The sequence below is a fragment of the Colwellia sp. 1_MG-2023 genome (genome assembly GCF_030546755.1).
Taxonomy (GTDB): domain Bacteria; phylum Pseudomonadota; class Gammaproteobacteria; order Enterobacterales; family Alteromonadaceae; genus Thalassotalea_H.
Map to the genome: position 1 here is coordinate 23,393 of NZ_JAUOPE010000007.1, position 18,741 is coordinate 42,133.

The 18,741-nt window shown below is 36.8% G+C and carries 14 protein-coding genes; 7 read left to right on the top strand and 7 right to left on the bottom strand.

What is annotated here, in order from left to right:
• Positions 1-16 precede the first annotated feature (16 nt).
• Positions 17-466, bottom strand: a complete 450-nt coding sequence (locus tag Q4493_RS09585) for a hypothetical protein (protein ID WP_303451970.1) — start codon at positions 464-466, stop codon at positions 17-19.
• 399 nt (positions 467-865) lie between these two features.
• Here Q4493_RS09585 and ccoN point away from each other — a divergent pair, with 399 nt between their 5' ends.
• The 7 genes from ccoN to ccoS all read left to right on the top strand — a co-directional run bounded on the left by ccoN (position 866) and on the right by ccoS (position 7,338).
• Positions 866-2,287, top strand: coding sequence for a cytochrome-c oxidase, cbb3-type subunit I (gene ccoN, locus Q4493_RS09590; RefSeq protein ID WP_303451972.1), 1,422 nt, complete (start codon positions 866-868; stop codon positions 2,285-2,287).
• 11 nt (positions 2,288-2,298) lie between these two features.
• Positions 2,299-2,943 (top strand): cytochrome-c oxidase, cbb3-type subunit II, encoded by a 645-nt coding sequence (gene ccoO, locus Q4493_RS09595; RefSeq protein WP_303451974.1) that lies wholly within the window; start codon positions 2,299-2,301, stop codon positions 2,941-2,943.
• Between the two features lie 2 nt (positions 2,944-2,945).
• Complete coding sequence (locus Q4493_RS09600) at positions 2,946-3,122, top strand: cbb3-type cytochrome c oxidase subunit 3 (RefSeq protein ID WP_303451976.1); 177 nt, start codon at positions 2,946-2,948, stop codon at positions 3,120-3,122.
• Complete coding sequence (gene ccoP / locus Q4493_RS09605) at positions 3,115-4,083, top strand: cytochrome-c oxidase, cbb3-type subunit III (RefSeq protein ID WP_303451978.1); 969 nt, start codon at positions 3,115-3,117, stop codon at positions 4,081-4,083. The genes Q4493_RS09600 and ccoP overlap by 8 nt, the downstream gene beginning before the upstream one ends.
• 113 nt (positions 4,084-4,196) lie before the next feature.
• Entirely contained in the window at positions 4,197-4,691 is a 495-nt protein-coding gene (locus tag Q4493_RS09610; protein ID WP_303451980.1) for a FixH family protein, read from the top strand.
• 5 nt (positions 4,692-4,696) lie between these two features.
• Positions 4,697-7,114, top strand: a complete 2,418-nt coding sequence (locus Q4493_RS09615) for a heavy metal translocating P-type ATPase (RefSeq protein WP_303451981.1) — start codon at positions 4,697-4,699, stop codon at positions 7,112-7,114.
• Positions 7,115-7,119: 5 nt separating this feature from the next.
• Positions 7,120-7,338, top strand: coding sequence for a cbb3-type cytochrome oxidase assembly protein CcoS (gene ccoS / locus Q4493_RS09620; protein ID WP_303451983.1), 219 nt, complete (start codon positions 7,120-7,122; stop codon positions 7,336-7,338).
• Positions 7,339-7,396: 58 nt separating this feature from the next.
• On the opposite strand, the gene Q4493_RS09625 is transcribed toward ccoS, so the two are convergent.
• From Q4493_RS09625 to Q4493_RS09650, 6 genes are all read right to left on the bottom strand, one after another.
• A complete protein-coding gene (locus Q4493_RS09625) occupies positions 7,397-7,657 on the bottom strand; it encodes a DUF2999 family protein (protein ID WP_303451985.1) in 261 nt (86 codons plus the stop codon).
• 82 nt (positions 7,658-7,739) lie between these two features.
• A complete protein-coding gene (gene pyrD / locus Q4493_RS09630; RefSeq protein WP_303451987.1) occupies positions 7,740-8,750 on the bottom strand; it encodes a quinone-dependent dihydroorotate dehydrogenase in 1,011 nt (336 codons plus the stop codon).
• Positions 8,751-8,805: 55 nt separating this feature from the next.
• A complete protein-coding gene (locus Q4493_RS09635) occupies positions 8,806-13,647 on the bottom strand; it encodes an NAD-glutamate dehydrogenase (protein WP_303451990.1) in 4,842 nt (1,613 codons plus the stop codon).
• Between the two features lie 297 nt (positions 13,648-13,944).
• Positions 13,945-16,278 (bottom strand): RND family transporter, encoded by a 2,334-nt coding sequence (locus tag Q4493_RS09640; RefSeq protein WP_303451992.1) that lies wholly within the window; start codon positions 16,276-16,278, stop codon positions 13,945-13,947.
• Positions 16,279-17,289: a YCF48-related protein gene (locus Q4493_RS09645; RefSeq protein ID WP_303451994.1), complete on the bottom strand. Its 1,011-nt coding sequence runs from the start codon at positions 17,287-17,289 to the stop codon at positions 16,279-16,281.
• An 86-nt stretch (positions 17,290-17,375) separates the two neighbouring features.
• Entirely contained in the window at positions 17,376-18,734 is a 1,359-nt protein-coding gene (locus Q4493_RS09650) for a DUF1329 domain-containing protein (protein ID WP_303451996.1), read from the bottom strand.
• Positions 18,735-18,741: the final 7 nt, after the last annotated feature.

Sequence of the window (18,741 nt, forward strand, 5' to 3'; positions counted from 1 at the left end):
ACCCATAAAGTAAAAATTAATGTCGATAACTGGTAAAATCGATAAATACAGGTTGCGTTTTACTTGGATGTTTTTCATCTGAAATGATTAACCACATACGCCAAATCATTTCTTTTTCTGCACAACTACCTAACATAGTTGGGGCAACAAAATTACCGGCTTCATCTTTCTCAAAAAATAAAGGGATCTTCCCCATATACATTTCTTTTCCTTCTAAATAACCACTAATTAGCACATTGCCATCAAGGGATTTGCTTTTAACAATAATACTAAATGGTTGTTCCGGCGTTACAGACTTAACATTGAATAAAATATCATATCGAGCCTGCGCTATGTTGATTTGGCATTGGCTTTGGCTTGCTATGCATTGAGGAACAACATAAATATCACGTTGCTCTTTATTAGGCATACAAGCTACTAAAAGAAACATTAAAAGCAGCAATAAACCTTGTGCAGGTTTGAACATAAGAAAACACCAAGTGATAAAAGATTGTATTTGCCCTTCAACAAATACAGCCAATATTATTATTTAAAAACCTAAAATTAAACTTTCCATCTAGCTTAACACTGATATCTAGTCTACAGTTTTTATAATTATTTTGTTTTTAGTTCAATAATTAAACGATCGCGTACTTATCTTAATAATTAATCAATGTTAAATCCTTTTTATTGATTTAAATCACATTTTTTCATTGATCTAAATCATCACGAAAAGGTAAAATTACCAATGATATAATACGTTACGCTCGAAACATGTGATTTATATCATACTCACGAAAACTATTGCGAAAATTATAAGCTGAAATCTTACAACGCTTAATTTTCAACATATAGTAAAACTAACTTTGTTAACGGAACAATAAAAATGACAACAACGCTTGATCAGCCGTCATATAACTTCGATGTAGTAAAACAGTTTACCGTCATGACAGTTATTTGGGGATTTGTTGGTACGCTTGTCGGTGTCCTTATTGCCGCTCAATTAATTTGGCCAGCATTAAATTTTGAAACACCATGGTTAACCTACTCCCGTCTTCGCCCACTTCATACCAGTGCAGTAATTTTTGCTTTTGGTACAAGTGCTTTGTTTGCTACCTCTTATTATGTCGTACAGCGTACTTGTAAAACAACTTTGTTTGGTGGGAAACTCGCATCATTCACCTTTTGGGGATGGCAAGCTGTCATTCTTTTGGCAATTATCACCTTGCCTCTAGGGTATACTAGTAGTAAAGAGTATGCAGAATTAGAATGGCCAATTGATATTTTAATTGCCGTGGTTTGGGTATGTTATGCCATTGTCTTTTTCGGCACGCTTTTGAATCGCAAAACTTCTCATATATATGTTGCTAACTGGTTCTTCGGTGGTTTCATTCTCACCGTAGCTGTTTTGCATATCGGTAACAGTATGGTTATCCCTGTTTCTATGATGAAGTCATATTCTATTTATTCTGGTGCTATCGATGCGATGATGCAATGGTGGTACGGTCATAATGCTGTAGGCTTTTTATTAACAGCAGGCTTTTTAGGTATGATGTATTATTTTGTTCCTAAACAAGCTGAACGCCCTGTTTATTCATATCGTTTATCTATTGTGCATTTTTGGGCGTTAGTTTCGTTATATATTTGGGCAGGTCCTCATCACCTTCATTACACAGCTTTACCTGATTGGGCTCAGTCAGTTGGTATGGTAATGTCTATCGTATTATTCCTACCATCTTGGGGTGGTATGATTAACGGTATTATGACGTTATCAGGTGCTTGGCATAAACTTCGTCATGACCCTATTCTACGTTTCTTAATCGTTTCATTATCTTTCTACGGTATGTCTACCTTTGAAGGACCTATGATGGCGATAAAATCAGTAAATGCGCTTTCTCATTACACTGATTGGACTGTAGGTCATGTTCACTCTGGTGCACTCGGTTGGGTTGCCATGGTGTCAATTGGTGCTATGTATCATTTAATTCCTGTTTTATTTAACCAAGGTCGTATGTACAGTATTCGTTTGATTAATACTCATTTTTGGTTACATACCACTGGGGTAGTTTTATATATTGTTGCCATGTGGATTTCTGGTGTAATGCAAGGGTTAATGTGGCGAGCTGTAAACACAGATGGCACGTTAACATACTCTTTTGTCGAAAGTTTAACTGCTTCGTATCCGTTCTATTTCATTCGTTTCGTAGGTGGTGTATTCGTTGTTGCTGGTTTTGTTTTAATGGCATACAACATGTTTAAAACGATTAATGCTAAAGACAATAGTCTGAAGCCTTTAGAAGCAGCCTAAGGAGACGAAACATGACCAATAAACATGAAAAAGTCGAAAAAAATGTAGGCTTATTCTTTATTTTTACTATTTTAGCAATCAGTGTTGGGGGATTAGTTGAAATTACCCCATTGTTTTTCCAAAAAGCAACAACAACACCGGTTGATAATTTACGTCCGTATACGGCCTTAGAAATGGAAGGTCGAGATATCTATATTCGTGAAGGTTGTAACGTTTGTCATAGTCAAATGATCCGCCCTTTCCGCGCAGAAACAGAACGGTATGGACATTACTCAGTTGCCGGTGAAACGGTCTGGGAACATCCTTTTTTATGGGGATCAAAAAGAACAGGGCCTGACTTAGCTCGCGTTGGCGGTCGTTATAGCGATGATTGGCATCGAGCTCATTTAATAGACCCTCGTTCAGTAGTGCCCGAATCAAACATGCCTTCTTTTAAATGGTTAGATGTAAATAAACTTGATGGCGAATTAACCGGTAAAAAATTAGAAACCTTTAATTTTTTAACTCGAAATCGCTCGCATAAAGATGAGCAAGGTAATCCTATTCCTTTATATTCGGCTAAAGACATTGCTAACGCTAAAGCTGATGTAAAAGGTAAAACCGAAATGCAGGCTTTGATAGCTTACTTGCAATCGCTTGGTCATGCGTTGAAATAATCATGGATTACGGCACGCTTAGAGGCGTAATTGCACTCATTATATTGGCACTTTTTATCATCATTGTGTTCTGGTCGTACAGTAAAAAACGAAAATCTTCGTTTGATAAAGCGGCTAACTCTATTTTTGAAGATGATCACAAAGAAGAAATAAACAAACAGGAAACTAATAATGTCTAGCTTCTGGAGTATTTGGATAACCGTTCTTTCACTTGGTACATTAATTGGGTGTTACCTATTATTACGTATGTGTTTAAAGAACTTTGCTGACGTTGAAGAAGGAGAGCCAACAGGACATGCCTTCGACGGGATAGAAGAATTAAATAATCCGCTACCAAAATGGTGGAGTACCTTCTTCTTAATAACAATTGTTTGGGGCTTTGGTTATTTACTGATGTACCCGGGGTTAGGCAATTGGCAGGGACTATTTGGTTGGACAAGTTCAAATCAAGGGATTCTAAATTTAGAGGAATCTCGTGCTAAAGCTGATTTTGCTAAAGAAAACAACCTTATCGTGCAATATGATATGGAAGTAAAAGCAGCAGATGCTAAGTTTGGTCCAATCTTTAAAGCATTCGCGTCCAGAAACATTGAAGATTTAGCGACAGACGCTGAAGCATTAAAAGTCGGCCAACGTTTGTTTATTCAAAACTGTTCGCAGTGTCATGGCTCAGATGCTCACGGTACAACGGGCTTCCCTAACCTTGCTGATAAAGATTGGTTATATGGTGGTTCTCCTGAAGCGATAAAAGCGAGCATCATGCATGGTCGTAAAGCACAAGGCATGATTGGCTGGGAAACTATGTTAGGTGGAGAGCAAGGCGTTAAAGATGTCGCGGCTTATGTGATGAGTTTAAGTGGCCGTGAAGTAAATGCTGAATCAGCTAAAGCGGGACAAGAAAAATTTGCGATGTGTGCAGGATGTCACGGTGTAGATGGTACGGGCAGTACCGCGATGGGATTGCCATTAGGAGCACCAAATTTAACCGATAACATTTGGTTATATGGCGGTTCTCAACGTGTGATTGAGCAATCGATTCGTCATGGTCGTGCTGGGGTTATGCCTGCATGGCAAGATATTTTAGGCGAACAAAAAGTTCATGTGATCAGTGCTTATGTATATAGCCTTTCGCAAAACTAAAAGTCGCTAACAATGTTGAAAAGCCTTAGTGAAATCACTAAGGCTTTTTTATTGGTCACTCATAAACAAAGTCCGTATAATACCTCTTCTTTTTTAAGGTAATAAGTAAATACATGAAAACGTCTTGGTATAAAGAACCTTGGGCATGGTTAGTTTTTTTTCTCCCGTTATCGGCGGTCATTGCCGGTATTACAACATTAATAATCGCTAATACAGATCCTGATCCGTTAGTCGTTGGAGATTATTATAAAAAAGGCAAAGCCATTAATTTAGAATTAACTAAAATCAAACATGCGCAAAAACTAGGAATGGCTTTTGCTCTGAAATTTGATAACAACGAATTAGTGATAAAGCCAACGGGTATAGATAAAGAGTTTCCATTATTAAATGTCAACTTTTATCACCCTACCCAACAGGAGAAAGATTTCTATTTTGCAATGACTGCTGATGCTTCTGGTATGTTTAGACAAATCATTGATCAAGACATATCAGGTAAATGGCGAATCACGATCAGCCCTTTTGAAAATCATTGGAAAATTCAAAATACGATTACACTTCCTCAATCAAATTTTATTGATATTTTACCGAAATCTATCGAAGCTAATTAAACAACATGGCCACTTCTTGTTTTCATTGTGATGAAATCATTCCAAAAGGGATTTCATTGTCAGTTTGTATTGATGGTACTGAACAACCAATGTGCTGTATCGGTTGTTCAGCAGTGGCTCAAACGATAGTGGATAATTCACTGACTGATTATTACCGCTTTCGCACTGAACCCGGCACTAAAAGCGACAGCTTAGTTCCTGAACAATTAAAACGCACTACGTTATTAGACGATAAAAGTTTACAAGATGAATTTGCTTACAATGATGGGAAAAATATAACAACAATATTAACCATTGAAGGAATCAGTTGTGCCGCATGTGCTTGGCTTATTGAAATGCAGCTCAGTAAGCTCAATGGATTAATCACTATCAATGTTAATGCAACGACACAGCGAGCCACCATAACATGGCAAGACAGCCAACTTAAACTTAGTGAAATACTAATAGCCATAGATAAGATTGGTTATAAAGCTTTACCATTCAAAGCAAGCAATGTCGAAAAAGCGAATCAAAAACAAAGTAAAGCTTTTATCAAACGTCTCGGCATTTCTGGCATATTGATGATGCAAGTAATGATGATTGCAGTAGGTTTATATTTTGGCGCTTTTTCGGGCATGTCAGAGCTTAACCATGTATACCTGCGTTACAGCAGCCTCTTTCTCACATTACCAATTATCAGTTATGGTGCATTTCCTTTTTATATTGGCGCGATAAACGCGTTAAAAGCAAAACGATTATCGATGGATGTTCCTGTTTCTATCGCTATTATTTTAGCCTTTTTAGCGAGTAGTTGGGCAACAATCAATCAAAGTGGTGAAGTCTATTTTGAATCGGTAGCTATGTTTACTTTTTTATTATTAATCGGCAAGTTTTTAGAATTTAGAGCGAGAAACAGAGCAGCTGAAGTATCTTCAAACCTGTTAAAATTAATGCCAATGACCGCACTACGAGTTAACGGAAACAAAGAAGAATTTATTATCGCTCGTAAGCTGTTAATTGGTGATAACGTTATTATTAAACCAGGTGAAACCGTTCCTGCCGATGGCGTAATAATATCAGGCGAAAGTCAACTTAATGAGGCAATGTTATCAGGTGAGCAGTTACCCGTATCAAAACAAAAAGGAGAGTCTGTTTTTGCCGGTACTATTAATGGTGATGGCAACCTTATAATAGAAGTGAAAAAAGCTGGACAACACTCATTTCTTAGTCAACTGATCCGAATTAGTGAAGCCTCACAAGCTCATAAGCCTAAACTAGCCAAACTTTCAGATAAAATCGCGCAATATTTTGTCGCGGTAATTTTACTCACAGCTATAGCTACTGCTTGGTTTTGGCAACAACATTTACCAGAAGAAGCCTTTTGGATCACCCTTTCGGTGCTTGTGGCTACCTGCCCTTGTGCGCTTTCATTAGCAACACCAACAGCTTTAACTTGTGCAACTACACGATTAAACCGCTCTGGTATTATGATTAAATCATCTCACGTAATGGAAACTATCCCAGCGGTTGACTTAATTGCCTTTGATAAAACTGGCACGTTAACGTCTGGTGACTTCACCATAGATAAGTTAATTGTTATTGATAAAACTTACTCCCAAGAGTCTCTTTTAGCTTATGCTGCAATTCTCGAAGCACATTCAGAGCATCCAATAGCAAAAGCTTTTAGTCCTTATAGGGATTTTAACGATCTTGCTCAAAATATTGAAATATTAGCCGGTATAGGGGTCATTGGCAGCGTAAATGGTTTAAGTATTTCGATTGGTAAACCTTCCTGGTTTCTTCAACCAACTAAACTTACCAATGAGAGTGAAATAATAAATTGTCAGCAATATAACGACGCACAATGCTTACTTTCAATTGATGGAAAGCTAGCGGCTGCGTTTTATCTAAAAGATAAGGTTAGAAAGCAAGCTCCACTACTTATCGAGCAGTTACGTCAAGCTAATATAAAAACCTGTATGTTTTCTGGTGATCATCAAGCAGGTTGTGAAAAAGCACAAGCTATCGTCAAGCTTGATCGTGTTTATAGCCAATTAACGGCAACCGATAAAATGGATAAAATCAAACAATTACAAAATAATCATACCGTTGCCATGGTGGGAGATGGCATTAATGATACGCCAGTGTTTGGTGCAGCGCATGTCTCAATTGCTATGGGAGGAGGTACAGATATCGCGAAAAGCGGTGCTGATGTTATATTACTGAACAATAATTTATCATCAGTTTATACATTAAAAAGAATTGCTAATAAAACTAAACACATTATTTGGCAAAACTATGGTTGGGCTTTCGGCTATAATGCCATCGTATTACCTTTAGCCGTTTCTGGCAATATTACCCCTTATATGGCAGTTATTGGAATGTCATTAAGCTCAATACTAGTGATAACCAATTCACTTCGTCTTTTAAAAGTGAAGGATTAAAATTTATGAGTATTATTTATGTTTTGATCCCCATTGCCGTTTTATTAACAGCGATAGGGATTTATTTATTTTTTTGGGCGGTCAAAACCGATCAATTTGAAGATCTAGAAAAACAAGGATTGAGTATTTTGTTTGATGACGAAAAAGTATCACCAAAGGACAAAGCTGATACAAACAGTCATATTGATAGTAATAAACAAGCTAACACTAATAATCAGCCTTAGCTTGTTTCTTAATAGTTCATATTTCCAATTTAATGAGCTTGATAACTTAGTTTTAACTTTAGCTTTGGCTTTCTTTTAATTTTGCTTTCGCTTGCTCGACTTTTGAAAAATCGAGCCCTAACTCATCAACCGCCTCTTTGATCAAATCAGGGTTGGTCATTAACATCATCATTAACGCTTGTAATTTATCAGATGGAATACCTAACGATTGAATCGTCCCCATTGCCGTGATCGGGTTTTCCGTTAAAGCTTGAAAAACTTCAGCAATTTTTTCATCACTAATATTCAATTCTTTCAACGTTTCAATAATAGGGTTCATACAGCTTTTTCCTTCATTTTTAATAGTTTAGTCAGTTAATGTAAGGTTTTGACTTTAATCATTTATGTGATCAAAAGTAAATTTATAATGCTCTAACAATATCTTTAATAAGTTCAGGGCCTTGATAAATAAAGCCAGTATATATTTGCACTAATGCGGCACCAGCCGCTACTTTCTCTTTAGCATCAGCACCGCTAGCAATACCACCAACACCAATAATAGGAAGTTTATCATCAAGAGCTTTCGCTAAAAACTTGATGACTTCAGTGCTTTTATCTTTGACTGGCTGACCACTTAAACCACCCTGCTCTTGACCAAATTCAAGGTTTTCTACACCCTCTCTCGATAACGTCGTATTCGTAGCGATCACACCATCAATATTATTTGCTATTAAACATTCAGCAATCGACAAAATTTCAGGCTCGGTTAAATCAGGTGCAATTTTAACGGCAATAGGCACATATTTATCATACTGTTGCGCTAATGACGTTTGCTCTTCTTTTAACGCTGACAACAATTCATTTAATGCTTCACCATATTGCAAAGAGCGAAGTCCTGGAGTGTTTGGTGAAGAAATATTAACGGTAATATACGTGGCAAAGTTATACACCTTGCGCATACAGTAAATATAATCATCTTTAGCATTTTCATCGGGGGTGTCTTTGTTTTTACCAATGTTAATACCCAGAATACCTTTAAATTTCGCTTTACGTACTTGGCTAACTAGGTAGTCAACCCCCTTATTATTAAAGCCCATTCGATTGATTACTGCATCAGCTTCCGGTAATCGAAATATTCTTGGCTTATCGTTTCCCGGTTGTGGACGAGGAGTAACGGTACCAATTTCGATAAAACCAAACCCCATATCATCAAAGGCACGAATACATTCACCATTTTTATCTAATCCCGCAGCTAAGCCACATGGATTAGGGAAATGGATGCCCATCACTTGTTTTGGCTTACTCGCAATAGTTTGCTTATATGGGAAGTTTAAAGGAGTTGCCCCTGTCGTTTTCAGGCTCTTAATGGTTAATTCATGAATGGTTTCTGGGTCAAACTGGAAAAAAACTTTACGAATAGCCGAATAAAACATATCACCTCTAAATTATATATTAAAAAAATCCCCGCTTAAGCGGGGATTCTATCATTTATTTACTTGGATCACAGTTTAAACTTAATAACATTAACTCTCTAAGTGCAACTGAAAACTTAGCAAACTCATGTGTTTGCCCCACTCTGAAATCATCTAGAATATGATTCCAACGCTCAAGGGGTTCTTGATTACAGTTAATCCAATCATCTAACATAGAATCAACATTTTTACCTTTAAGATCAGATCGAAGTATAACGGCCGTTATTGAACGTTGCTGCCAATCTAACTCTTCTCTAAATGAAGCTCTTGCTAGCGCCTGCCAATGATTTGAAACGGGTTGTTTAGTGATTTGATCTAAGAACCAATGTAAATTCAATCGAGCACCAAGTTTAAAGTAAACATCAGCAACTAACTCAACTGAGCGGCCATCATTATCGGTTAACTCGGCAATATCCATAACAGAGAATAAAGTGCTTAGTTGAGATATACGTTTTGCCACTTTCTTAGGCGCACCAGCATTTACCAGATCCGTTTCAACCCGTTTTAATTGTTCAACCTCTTTTTCTATCATAAAGTCATGAAGGTTTTCAGCCAACACTTTAAAAGTCGAACTATAATATTTAATCGATTGAGCAATATCTAAAGCTTTATTTCTATGACGTAAGAACCAACGTGTGGCACGTCGTACGGTTCTTCTTAACTGAAATAACATTTCAGTTTGTACCATAGTAGAAATTTTATTATCTAAATCACTAATCGATTTCCAAACCTCAGACATTTCAAAAATAGCACTTGCCATGGCATAACAATTAGCAATTTCAGAAACAGAAGCGCCTGTTTCTTCTTTCATCCTATTAACAAAATTAAAGCCCATATCATTGCCAATATTATTGGCTAATTGTGTGGCGATAATTTCAGCTCTTAATGGATGGTCTTGCATTTCTGCACTGTATTTATTTTGCAACTGCTTTGGAAAAGCTTCAATTAAAAGTCTATCGTGATACGGGTTCTCAGTAATTTCAGGGCAGACTAAATCTTCTTTTAGTACCATTTTACTATAAGCAAGTAATACCGATAATTCAGGACGAGTAAGTCCTTTTCCTTGTGCTAGACGATCTGCTAGTTCTTCATCATTAGGTATAAATTCCAATGCTCTGTCTAACTTACCGCTTCGCTCTAAATCATGAATAAAACGAGTTTGTTCTTTTAATTGATTAACACCACGTTGGTTAGTAATAGATAATGAATGAGTTTGGCGATAACAATCATCAAGCACGATTTCAGAAACTTCATCGGTCATATCATAAAGAATTTTATTACGTTGTTTTACAGTTAGGTCACCGTTTTGCACCAAACCATTTAATAAAATTTTAATGTTAACTTCGTTATCTGAACAATCAACACCACCAGCATTATCCACGGCATCTGTATTAATGCGACCGCCTTTAATGGCGTACTCAATTCGACCTAATTGCGTCAAACCAAGATTACCACCTTCACCGACAATTTTAGCTTGTAGCTGTGAACCATTAATACGTAACGAATCGTTTGCTCTATCGCCTACTTCAAGATGGCTTTCTTTGCTTGATTTAACGTAAGTACCAATTCCGCCATTCCACAATAAGTCAACCTTCATCATTAACAAAGCTTGGATCAGCTCATTCGGTGACATACTTTGCTTTTGTGTACCCAACATTTTCTTAATTTGAGGGGTTAATTTAATAGACTTAGCAGAACGTTTAAATAACGCACCACCCTCAGAAATTAAGCTTTGATCGTAATCTTCCCAGCTACAACCGGGTAAATTAAACAACCTTTCCCGCTCAACATATGTAGATGCTGCATCTGGGTTAGGATCGATAAAGATATGTAAATGGTTAAAAGCAGCCTGTAAACGAATATGCTTTGATAACAACATACCATTGCCAAACACATCGCCAGCCATATCACCTATACCAATACAGGTGAAATCTGTCGTTTGACAATCAATGTCCATTTCGCGGAAATGGCGCTTCACCGATTCCCACGCGCCTTTTGCTGTGATCCCCATGCCTTTATGGTCGTAACCTACACTACCACCTGAGGCAAAAGCATCACCCATCCAAAAGTTATACTCATCAGAAATACCATTTGCTATATCTGAAAACGTAGCTGTGCCTTTATCTGCTGCCACAACTAAATAAGGGTCATCTTCGTCTAATCGCACTACATTTTCAGGAGGTACGATTTCGCCAGCGACGATATTATCCGTAATATCTAACAGACCTCGAATAAAGGTTCTATAACATTCTTTACCGGCTTCAAAAATCTCGTTTCTATCACCTTCTGGTAATTGTTTACAAACAAACCCGCCTTTTGCACCAACTGGCACAATAACGGTATTTTTAACTTGTTGCGCTTTTACTAAGCCAAGTACTTCTGTGCGGAAATCTTCACGTCTGTCAGACCAACGTAATCCGCCACGAGCAACTTTACCGCCACGTAAATGGACACCTTCTACCTGTGGAGAATATACAAAAATCTCAAATGCTGGTATCGGTAATGGAACATCTGTAATTAACGACGGTGTTATTTTAAATGAAATATAAGATTTCTCACCGGTTTCAGGATGTGGTTGGAAATAGTTAGTACGAATAGTCGCATTAATCATTTCTACAAAACGGCGAATAATTCTGTCATCATCTAAATTGGCAACATTATCTAAAGAGCTTTCGATTTCAGCTAATATTTTGTTTATAGCTTTTTCACTTGATTTAGCGTTAGGATCGAAACGTAAATTAAATAAATTAATTAACAATTCAGCTATGTTCGGGTATCGAGCAAAAGTGTCTTCAATATAATTTTGACTAAAAGTACCGCCAATTTGACGCTCATACTTAGCAAAGGCACGTAAAATTGAAACTTCACGACCGGCTAACTCAGCACCTAAAATCAAACGGTTAAAGCCATCGTCTTCAAGCTTACCTGACCAAACTTTTGCAAAGGCGTCTTGAAATAAATTTTGGACTTTTTCTAAGTTAAATTTCTCATTACCGGTAAGTAACATTGAGAAATCTAAAATCCAGCACATTTCGCCTTCTAAAGTACGAACTAAATGTGGACTTTCTCCAATAACACGTAAACCAAAGTTTTCTAACATTGGTAACACATCAGATAAATGTAATGGTTCACCTTTATGGAATAGTTTTAATTTAACAAAACGGCTATCAGCTTTTTCTTCTTGAGGTTGATAGAAAAGCATTTCAAGATCGTTGCTATTAGAAATCGACTCTAATTTCTCTATATCAACAATGGCAGATCCCGGTAAAACTTCATCTTTATAGGCTTGTGGAAAGCTCACGTATTTACGGCTTAATTCTTTACCTTGAGCTTCGCCTTTGTGTGAGTTTAAGGCTTCTGCTAATTTATCATCCCAACTACGCGCGGCTTCGTTTAAGTTCTTTTCAATTTCTTTCACGTTGATATCTGCTTTTGTTGTTTTCACACGAACAATATAATGCGTTCTTGCTTGTGCTGATTCTGAAAAGTAAGTGGTAAATTCAACTTCTTGATCACTACCAAATGCTTCTTTTAATAACGCTTGAGTTTTTACCCGTAAAGCTGTGTTATATCGTTCTCTAGGAACATAAACCATACAAGAATAAAAACGATTAAAAGCATCTCTGCGAATAAATAGTCCTGAATAATCACGTTCTTGCATTTGAAAAATGCCTAAAACATTTTTCAGCAATTCTTCAGTACTCGACTGTAAAATTTCATCGCGAGGATAAGTTTCAAGAATATTAATCAAGGTTTTATAGGCGTGCGTGCCAACCGCAAAACCAGATGAATGGCAAACGCCTTCCACTTTAGATTTTATCAAAGGTAAATCTAAGGCACTGTTGGTGTAATATGCCGAGCCAAAAAGGCCAACAAATCTTTCTTCGCCAATCACCTTTCCTTTGTTATCAAAACGCTTAATACCGATATAATCCAAATGAGCAGGACGGTGAACACGAGAACGAGAATTGGTTTTAGTTAAAATAAGTAAGTTATTACCCAGCGCTAATTCACGAGCAGATTGACTTAAAGTAGAAAGCAAACGCTCTTTTGTGCCACTAGAGCGCTTCATAAGGCCTAGACTTGAATCAACGTTAGCAGCTAATGCCATATCACCACTTAATGTTTTAACATCATACGAGCGATAGCCTAATAAGGTAAAGTTATTATCTAGTAACCATTCTAAGAAGCCTAAACTGTCATTCTGCTCTTGTTTTGAACAAGGAACCTTAGCTTTTTTCGTTTCAGTGATCACTTCACTTAAACGATTTTGCATGGCTTGCCAGTCATTAACAGTAATATCAATATCGCTAACAACTGAATGAAGTTCTTTGGCAATATTATCTAATACTTCTTGCTCAGATTGTCTATCAATCTCAATAAAAAACACTGTTTCAATTGACGTTGATTTCATTTTTTTATCTGAAGCAGTCGATAATTGAGAGATATTATGGTTTTTATCTCTGATAAGTTTGATAGGACTATTTAACATCAAGTGAGGTGTTACACCTAATCGATTCAACGCAATACGAATTGAATCAACTAAAAATGGCATATCACGAATGATAACTTCAATAATGGTATGGCTTGATTTCCAACCATGTTTTGAAACTTGAGGGTTAAACACTTTAATAATGGGAGTATTCTCTTGATGATCATTAAGAGAATTCCATAAACTTAAGGTAGCACCGTACATATCGCTATCATTACGATGGGCTAAGTCTAAAGTGGAAATATTTTTATAAAGTAGATTAGAGAACTGCTCTACTAAAGGAGCTGTTTCCGAAGGTACTTTTTGTTGTATTAATTGTACTACATTAGATAGTATCACTGAGGGTAAACCGTCTACTAACGCCATGCCGTTTTCCTTTTTGGATAAAACGCTTCAATAATTTGTGTAATATTTAATTTATTAATTTTTATGTTTATATCTATCAAATTAAACCTTTGCTTAACAGGATAGACTATATATTGAATTTTATTAGTAAATTTAAGGTATTGCGAGCATTATTTTTCTGCTCAGACCATTATAAAAGGGAGATTCAGCAAGGAAATGTCAGTATCAATAATTGTTTATTCACTAGTTATAAATAGAAAATGACCTTTCGGCCATTTTCTTGTTTATTTATGCATTTTTAAACAAATTTAAAAATTTTTATTTATTTTTATCTTTCCATAAAAAACTCGCAATTGCCGGTAAAACGGTAACCGCTGCGATCATATTCACCAAAAACATAAAGGTGAGCAAGATGCCCATATCTACCTGAAACTTCAAATCAGAAAAGAACCACGTAGAAACACCAATTGCTAATGTAATACCGGTAATTAATACCGCACTACCTCGTTCATAAAGCGCTTCTAAATAAGCTTCATTTAACGATAAACCATCTCTTAGTTTCACACTCATTGTCGATAAGATATAAATACCATAGTCAACGCCTATACCAACGCCTAAAGCGATAACAGGTAATGTAGATACGGTTAAACCAATATCTAGTACTGTCATTAACCATTGAGCTAACGTTGAAACAACAAACAATGGTACAACAACCGATATCGTCGCTCGCACACTTCTAAAGCTAATTAAACATAATAAAGTAACAGCAGCATACACATAGATCATCATAGGTAACTGAGCTTGTGCAACCGCTTCATTGGTCGCTCCCATGACGCCAATCGGCCCTGAAGCAAGTTTGAAGGTTAAATAGTCATTATTTAGCTGGCTGATATTCAGTTTAGCTTGCTCAACGACTCGATCAATCGTTTCTGCCTTGTGATCTTTCAAAAATAAAATGATAGGCATCACACTACATTCGTTGTTTAACAAACCTGTAGAGCTTGGCACATTAGATAATGCTTGCGCTAAAGCAAACTGATTAGGAGAAATAATACGCCATTTTAAATTCCCTTCATAATAGCCGGCATTTATCACTTTCATAACTGAAGGTAAGCTTACTGCCGATTGCACTCCTTGAACATTTTCCATGCGCCATTGAAAATCGTCCATTGTTTTAAGCACATGACTATCAGTACATGCATTTGCCGTCGTTTCAACAATAACAGACATATAATCGACACTAATTGCATATCGATTGGTGATTAAAAAGGTGTCTTGATTGTACCTTGACTCCTCATGTAGTGCAGGAGCTCCAGCATGTAATTCACCTATTTTGAGTTGTTGAGAATAATGATACCCCAGTAAGAATAAGATAGTGGTAATAACCAAAATGACCGATGCAACACTTTTCTGAGTAAAGCTCGCCATGAACTTCCAAAGGCTAGCAAATTTTTCAGATTTATTTTCAGTTGTTTGCTTGTCAGCCGTTTCTTCTGTTTTATTTAAATTTAAGTAAGAAATTAATACGGGTAACAACAATAAATTGGTAAAGATTATAACCGCCACACCTAGGGATGCCGTTATAGCGAGTTCACGGATAATACCTATATCGATAGATAATAAAGTGATGAAACCAACGGTATCGGATAATAGTGCCGCTCCCCCAGGAATAATTAAGGAACGAAAACTAAATTGTGCCGCTTCTTTTGTTGGTAGGCCTTGAGCAACTTTTTTCCCTATGGCGTTGATCATCTGCACACCATGGCTAACACCAATAGCAAAGACTAAAAACGGTACGAGAATAGACATGGGGTCTAAGCCAAAACCTAAACTAGACAATAACCCCATTTGCCAAATAACAGCAATTAATGAACAAGCAATGGGTAAAACGGTTAAAGCAATAGAGCGAGAAAATAAAAACACCATGATAGAGGTAATACCAATGGCAACGGCAAAGAATGTCACCACCCCTTTGGCACCTTCAGCAACATCACCAACCATTTTTGTAAAACCAATGATATGAACCGTGATATTTCCTTTTTCAAAAGGTTTTCTAACGTCATTCTCGAGTACCGATGCCAAGGCAATAGAGTCAAGTTTTTCACCCGTGTTAGGGTTATTTTCCATCAAAATGGCTTTGACCATGGCACAACTATAATCATCAGCAACGATGCGCCCGACAATACCTGCTTTTTCAATATTATTTTTTACAATATTTAGCCCGCGTTCATCTGCTTTAAAGTCGGCAGGAACCACAGGGCCTCCAGCAAACCCATCTTCAACGACTTCAACAAAACGTGTACTGGGGGAGAATAAAGATTTAACTTGTGTTCGATTTACCCCTGGAATGAAAAATAATTGATCATGTACTCCTTTTAAAGCAGTAAAAAATTCAGGGTTAAAAATATCACCTTCTTGATGACAAACTGAAATAAGTACATTATTAGCCCCACCAAAGTTTTCTCGATGCTTTAAGTAGGTTTTCATATACTCATGATTTAAAGGTATATTTTTAGTAAACGAAGCATCCAATTTAATTTGAGAAGCTTGAAAACCTAAAAATAGGCTTAATAAAATAAACGAGACTAAAACGAAAAGTCGATGTCTGAAAATGGTTATTTCTAACCGATTAATAAAAGCGTTGATTGTCATTTAATTTATTACCTGTAAAACTTTAATACCGACTTCTGAAGCGATGACTAATTGTTGATTAAACACAGTGCCCGCTAATAAGGCTTTGCCATCATTTTGTAAATGTTTGGTATAAGTACTACCATCGTCATTGCTCTCTAACAACACGCCATTATTTCCAAGTAAAAACAATTGAGTGTCACTGGCTAAAACGATGCTATTTAATAATGTGGTAACTGATGTTTCGCTTTTTTGCCATGGAGTACCGTTAGTTAAACTTCTAAAGCTGTTGCCACGCAAACCTACGGTTAATAAATTGCCTTGTTGTGTTCTAGCAACATCAAAAAATGAACCATGGTATATATCATCAAATCGTTGCCAATTTTTCCCAAAGTCATTACTTTTTGCGATCAAGCCAACTTCACCAACTAAATATGTTGTACGGCCATCTAAAAATATACGGTTGAAATGCGGAAGAATACTAGCCCGTTCATCTAAATAGGTTTGCTCATCTTCTTGCTTCAACTCCTCGAGGTAATCTAAATCATCTTGTGAAAGTAACGAGGTATGAAATTCTTGTTGCCAGGTCAAACCGCCATCGATAGTACGAAAAAATAAACCGTAGGCACCTAATGCCACACCTTCGTTTTCATTAATAAATGCGACGTCAAGTAAGGGTTTCTGAAGATGGGGAAGAAATTGTTGGGTTTTCCATGTAAACCCACCATCTGAGGTATGTAAGATAAGACCATCATGACCAACAGCCCAACCTAATTGACTATTTACAAAAGTAACAGCTGTTAAGGTGGTTTGACTTGGGGCCGGCATTTGCTGCCAATCTTTTAAATTTTCCGCCCGTAAAATATGGCCGCGTTCACCAACAGCAACCATAAACTTATTATCAACATTGGTAACATCTAACAACATTGATTTGACAGCTAAAGGAGACATCATTGCAGGCATTACTTGTTGTTCAGCTTTTGTTATCACGCTTAGAAACAAACAAAAAATCAAGCCAGTCATTATTCTCATTGAACGATTTACCTCAAATGTAAAATTTAACAATATAAAAAAGGCTGACACTTAGCCAGCCCTTTGTAGTCACTAATCAGTTTTAATTAGCGATTATCACGCTGTAAAGCTCTAGATGTAAACTGTATATCTTTTAGTTTAGCTGAAAAATCATACATTTTGTTTTCATTATCTAAACCAATAGCAATATAACGTTTTGATTGGAAATCATGAAATACATCTAGTGTTGACCATTGCGTTGGTACTTCATAATAATTTAAACCATGAGCAACACCTACACGATATAACTCATCACGATCATCATAAATATCGGTAACCGCAATTTGCCAGCTATCTTCATCAATATAAAACACACGTTTTTTATAAGTATGACGTGTATCAGATTTCAAATTTGCTTCAACAACCCAAACACGATGTTTCTCATAACGAACAAGGTCAGGGTTTATATGACCTGCTTGGATAATTTCATCATAAGTTACTTTATCACTATGTAAACGGTAATCATTATATGGGATATATAGCTCTTGTTTACCTTTTAACGTCCAAGTGTAGCGATTCGGCGCACCATTAAACATATCAAAGTCATCAGTTGTTCTTAAACCATCTGCTGCTGTACCTGGGGCATCATACGCTACTGTTGGTGCTTTTTGCGCTCTTCGAATACCTTTATTGTAAATCCAAGCTTGGCGAGGTGTTTTTATTTGATCCATGGTTTCATGAACTAATAGTGCCGTACCAACCAATTTTGAAGGCTCTGTAACTTTCTGCTTGAACTTAAACAGAATATTACTTTCTTCCAAGGTTTCAGGAGACGCGCCTTTCACCCCATAAGGAAGCATAAGCTCTTCATCAAAACCGATGTAGGTAAAATCACCTGAGGCAGTTGGCGTTGCTTGCCCTGCTTGTCTTGTTAATGCTTCACCACGATAACGTAAAATATGGTTCCAAATAGCTTCTAAACCATTTTGAGGAATAGGAAATGGTACACCAACGGCTGATTGCGTTATACCATTACCATCTTGAATCAATTCCGCACGACCAGCGTTATCAATTGATGCTTGATATACATGCTCAGGAAAGGATGCCGAACGTCTTGTTTGATATACGTTCATTTTGTACGTGTCAGGATATGTTTCAAATAACTTAATTTGTCCTGGGGTAAGTACGCTCTTATATTGTTCAACATTAGCCGAAGTAATAGTAAATTCAATTTTATCGTTAGGAAACGGATCTAAATGGTGTGTACCAGCCACATACCCTGCAGGTAGCTCTGTGATACCACCTGTCCATGCAGGAATACTTCCGTCAGCATTAGCAGCACGAACCGCGCCCATTGCCGTTAATTCACCCGATAATCTCTTAACCTGTTGTTCATCAACTTTAGCATTAGCAACACTTGAAAGAGTAAAACCAATCGCTAATGATAATAAGGTAATTTTTTTCATTTTTTAA

Excerpts from the sequence above, each read along its gene's own strand:
- Q4493_RS09585 (WP_303451970.1), bottom strand. The coding sequence starts at position 466 with ATGTTCAAACCTGCACAAGGTTTATTGCTGCTTTTAATGTTTCTTTTA.
- ccoN (WP_303451972.1), top strand. The coding sequence starts at position 866 with ATGACAACAACGCTTGATCAGCCGTCATATAACTTCGATGTAGTAAAA.
- ccoO (WP_303451974.1), top strand. The coding sequence starts at position 2,299 with ATGACCAATAAACATGAAAAAGTCGAAAAAAATGTAGGCTTATTCTTT.
- Q4493_RS09600 (WP_303451976.1), top strand. The coding sequence starts at position 2,946 with ATGGATTACGGCACGCTTAGAGGCGTAATTGCACTCATTATATTGGCA.
- ccoP (WP_303451978.1), top strand. The coding sequence starts at position 3,115 with ATGTCTAGCTTCTGGAGTATTTGGATAACCGTTCTTTCACTTGGTACA.
- Q4493_RS09610 (WP_303451980.1), top strand. The coding sequence starts at position 4,197 with ATGAAAACGTCTTGGTATAAAGAACCTTGGGCATGGTTAGTTTTTTTT.
- Q4493_RS09615 (WP_303451981.1), top strand. The coding sequence starts at position 4,697 with ATGGCCACTTCTTGTTTTCATTGTGATGAAATCATTCCAAAAGGGATT.
- ccoS (WP_303451983.1), top strand. The coding sequence starts at position 7,120 with ATGAGTATTATTTATGTTTTGATCCCCATTGCCGTTTTATTAACAGCG.
- Q4493_RS09625 (WP_303451985.1), bottom strand. The coding sequence starts at position 7,657 with ATGAACCCTATTATTGAAACGTTGAAAGAATTGAATATTAGTGATGAA.
- pyrD (WP_303451987.1), bottom strand. The coding sequence starts at position 8,750 with ATGTTTTATTCGGCTATTCGTAAAGTTTTTTTCCAGTTTGACCCAGAA.
- Q4493_RS09635 (WP_303451990.1), bottom strand. The coding sequence starts at position 13,647 with ATGGCGTTAGTAGACGGTTTACCCTCAGTGATACTATCTAATGTAGTA.
- Q4493_RS09640 (WP_303451992.1), bottom strand. The coding sequence starts at position 16,278 with ATGACAATCAACGCTTTTATTAATCGGTTAGAAATAACCATTTTCAGA.
- Q4493_RS09645 (WP_303451994.1), bottom strand. The coding sequence starts at position 17,289 with ATGAGAATAATGACTGGCTTGATTTTTTGTTTGTTTCTAAGCGTGATA.
- Q4493_RS09650 (WP_303451996.1), bottom strand. The coding sequence starts at position 18,734 with ATGAAAAAAATTACCTTATTATCATTAGCGATTGGTTTTACTCTTTCA.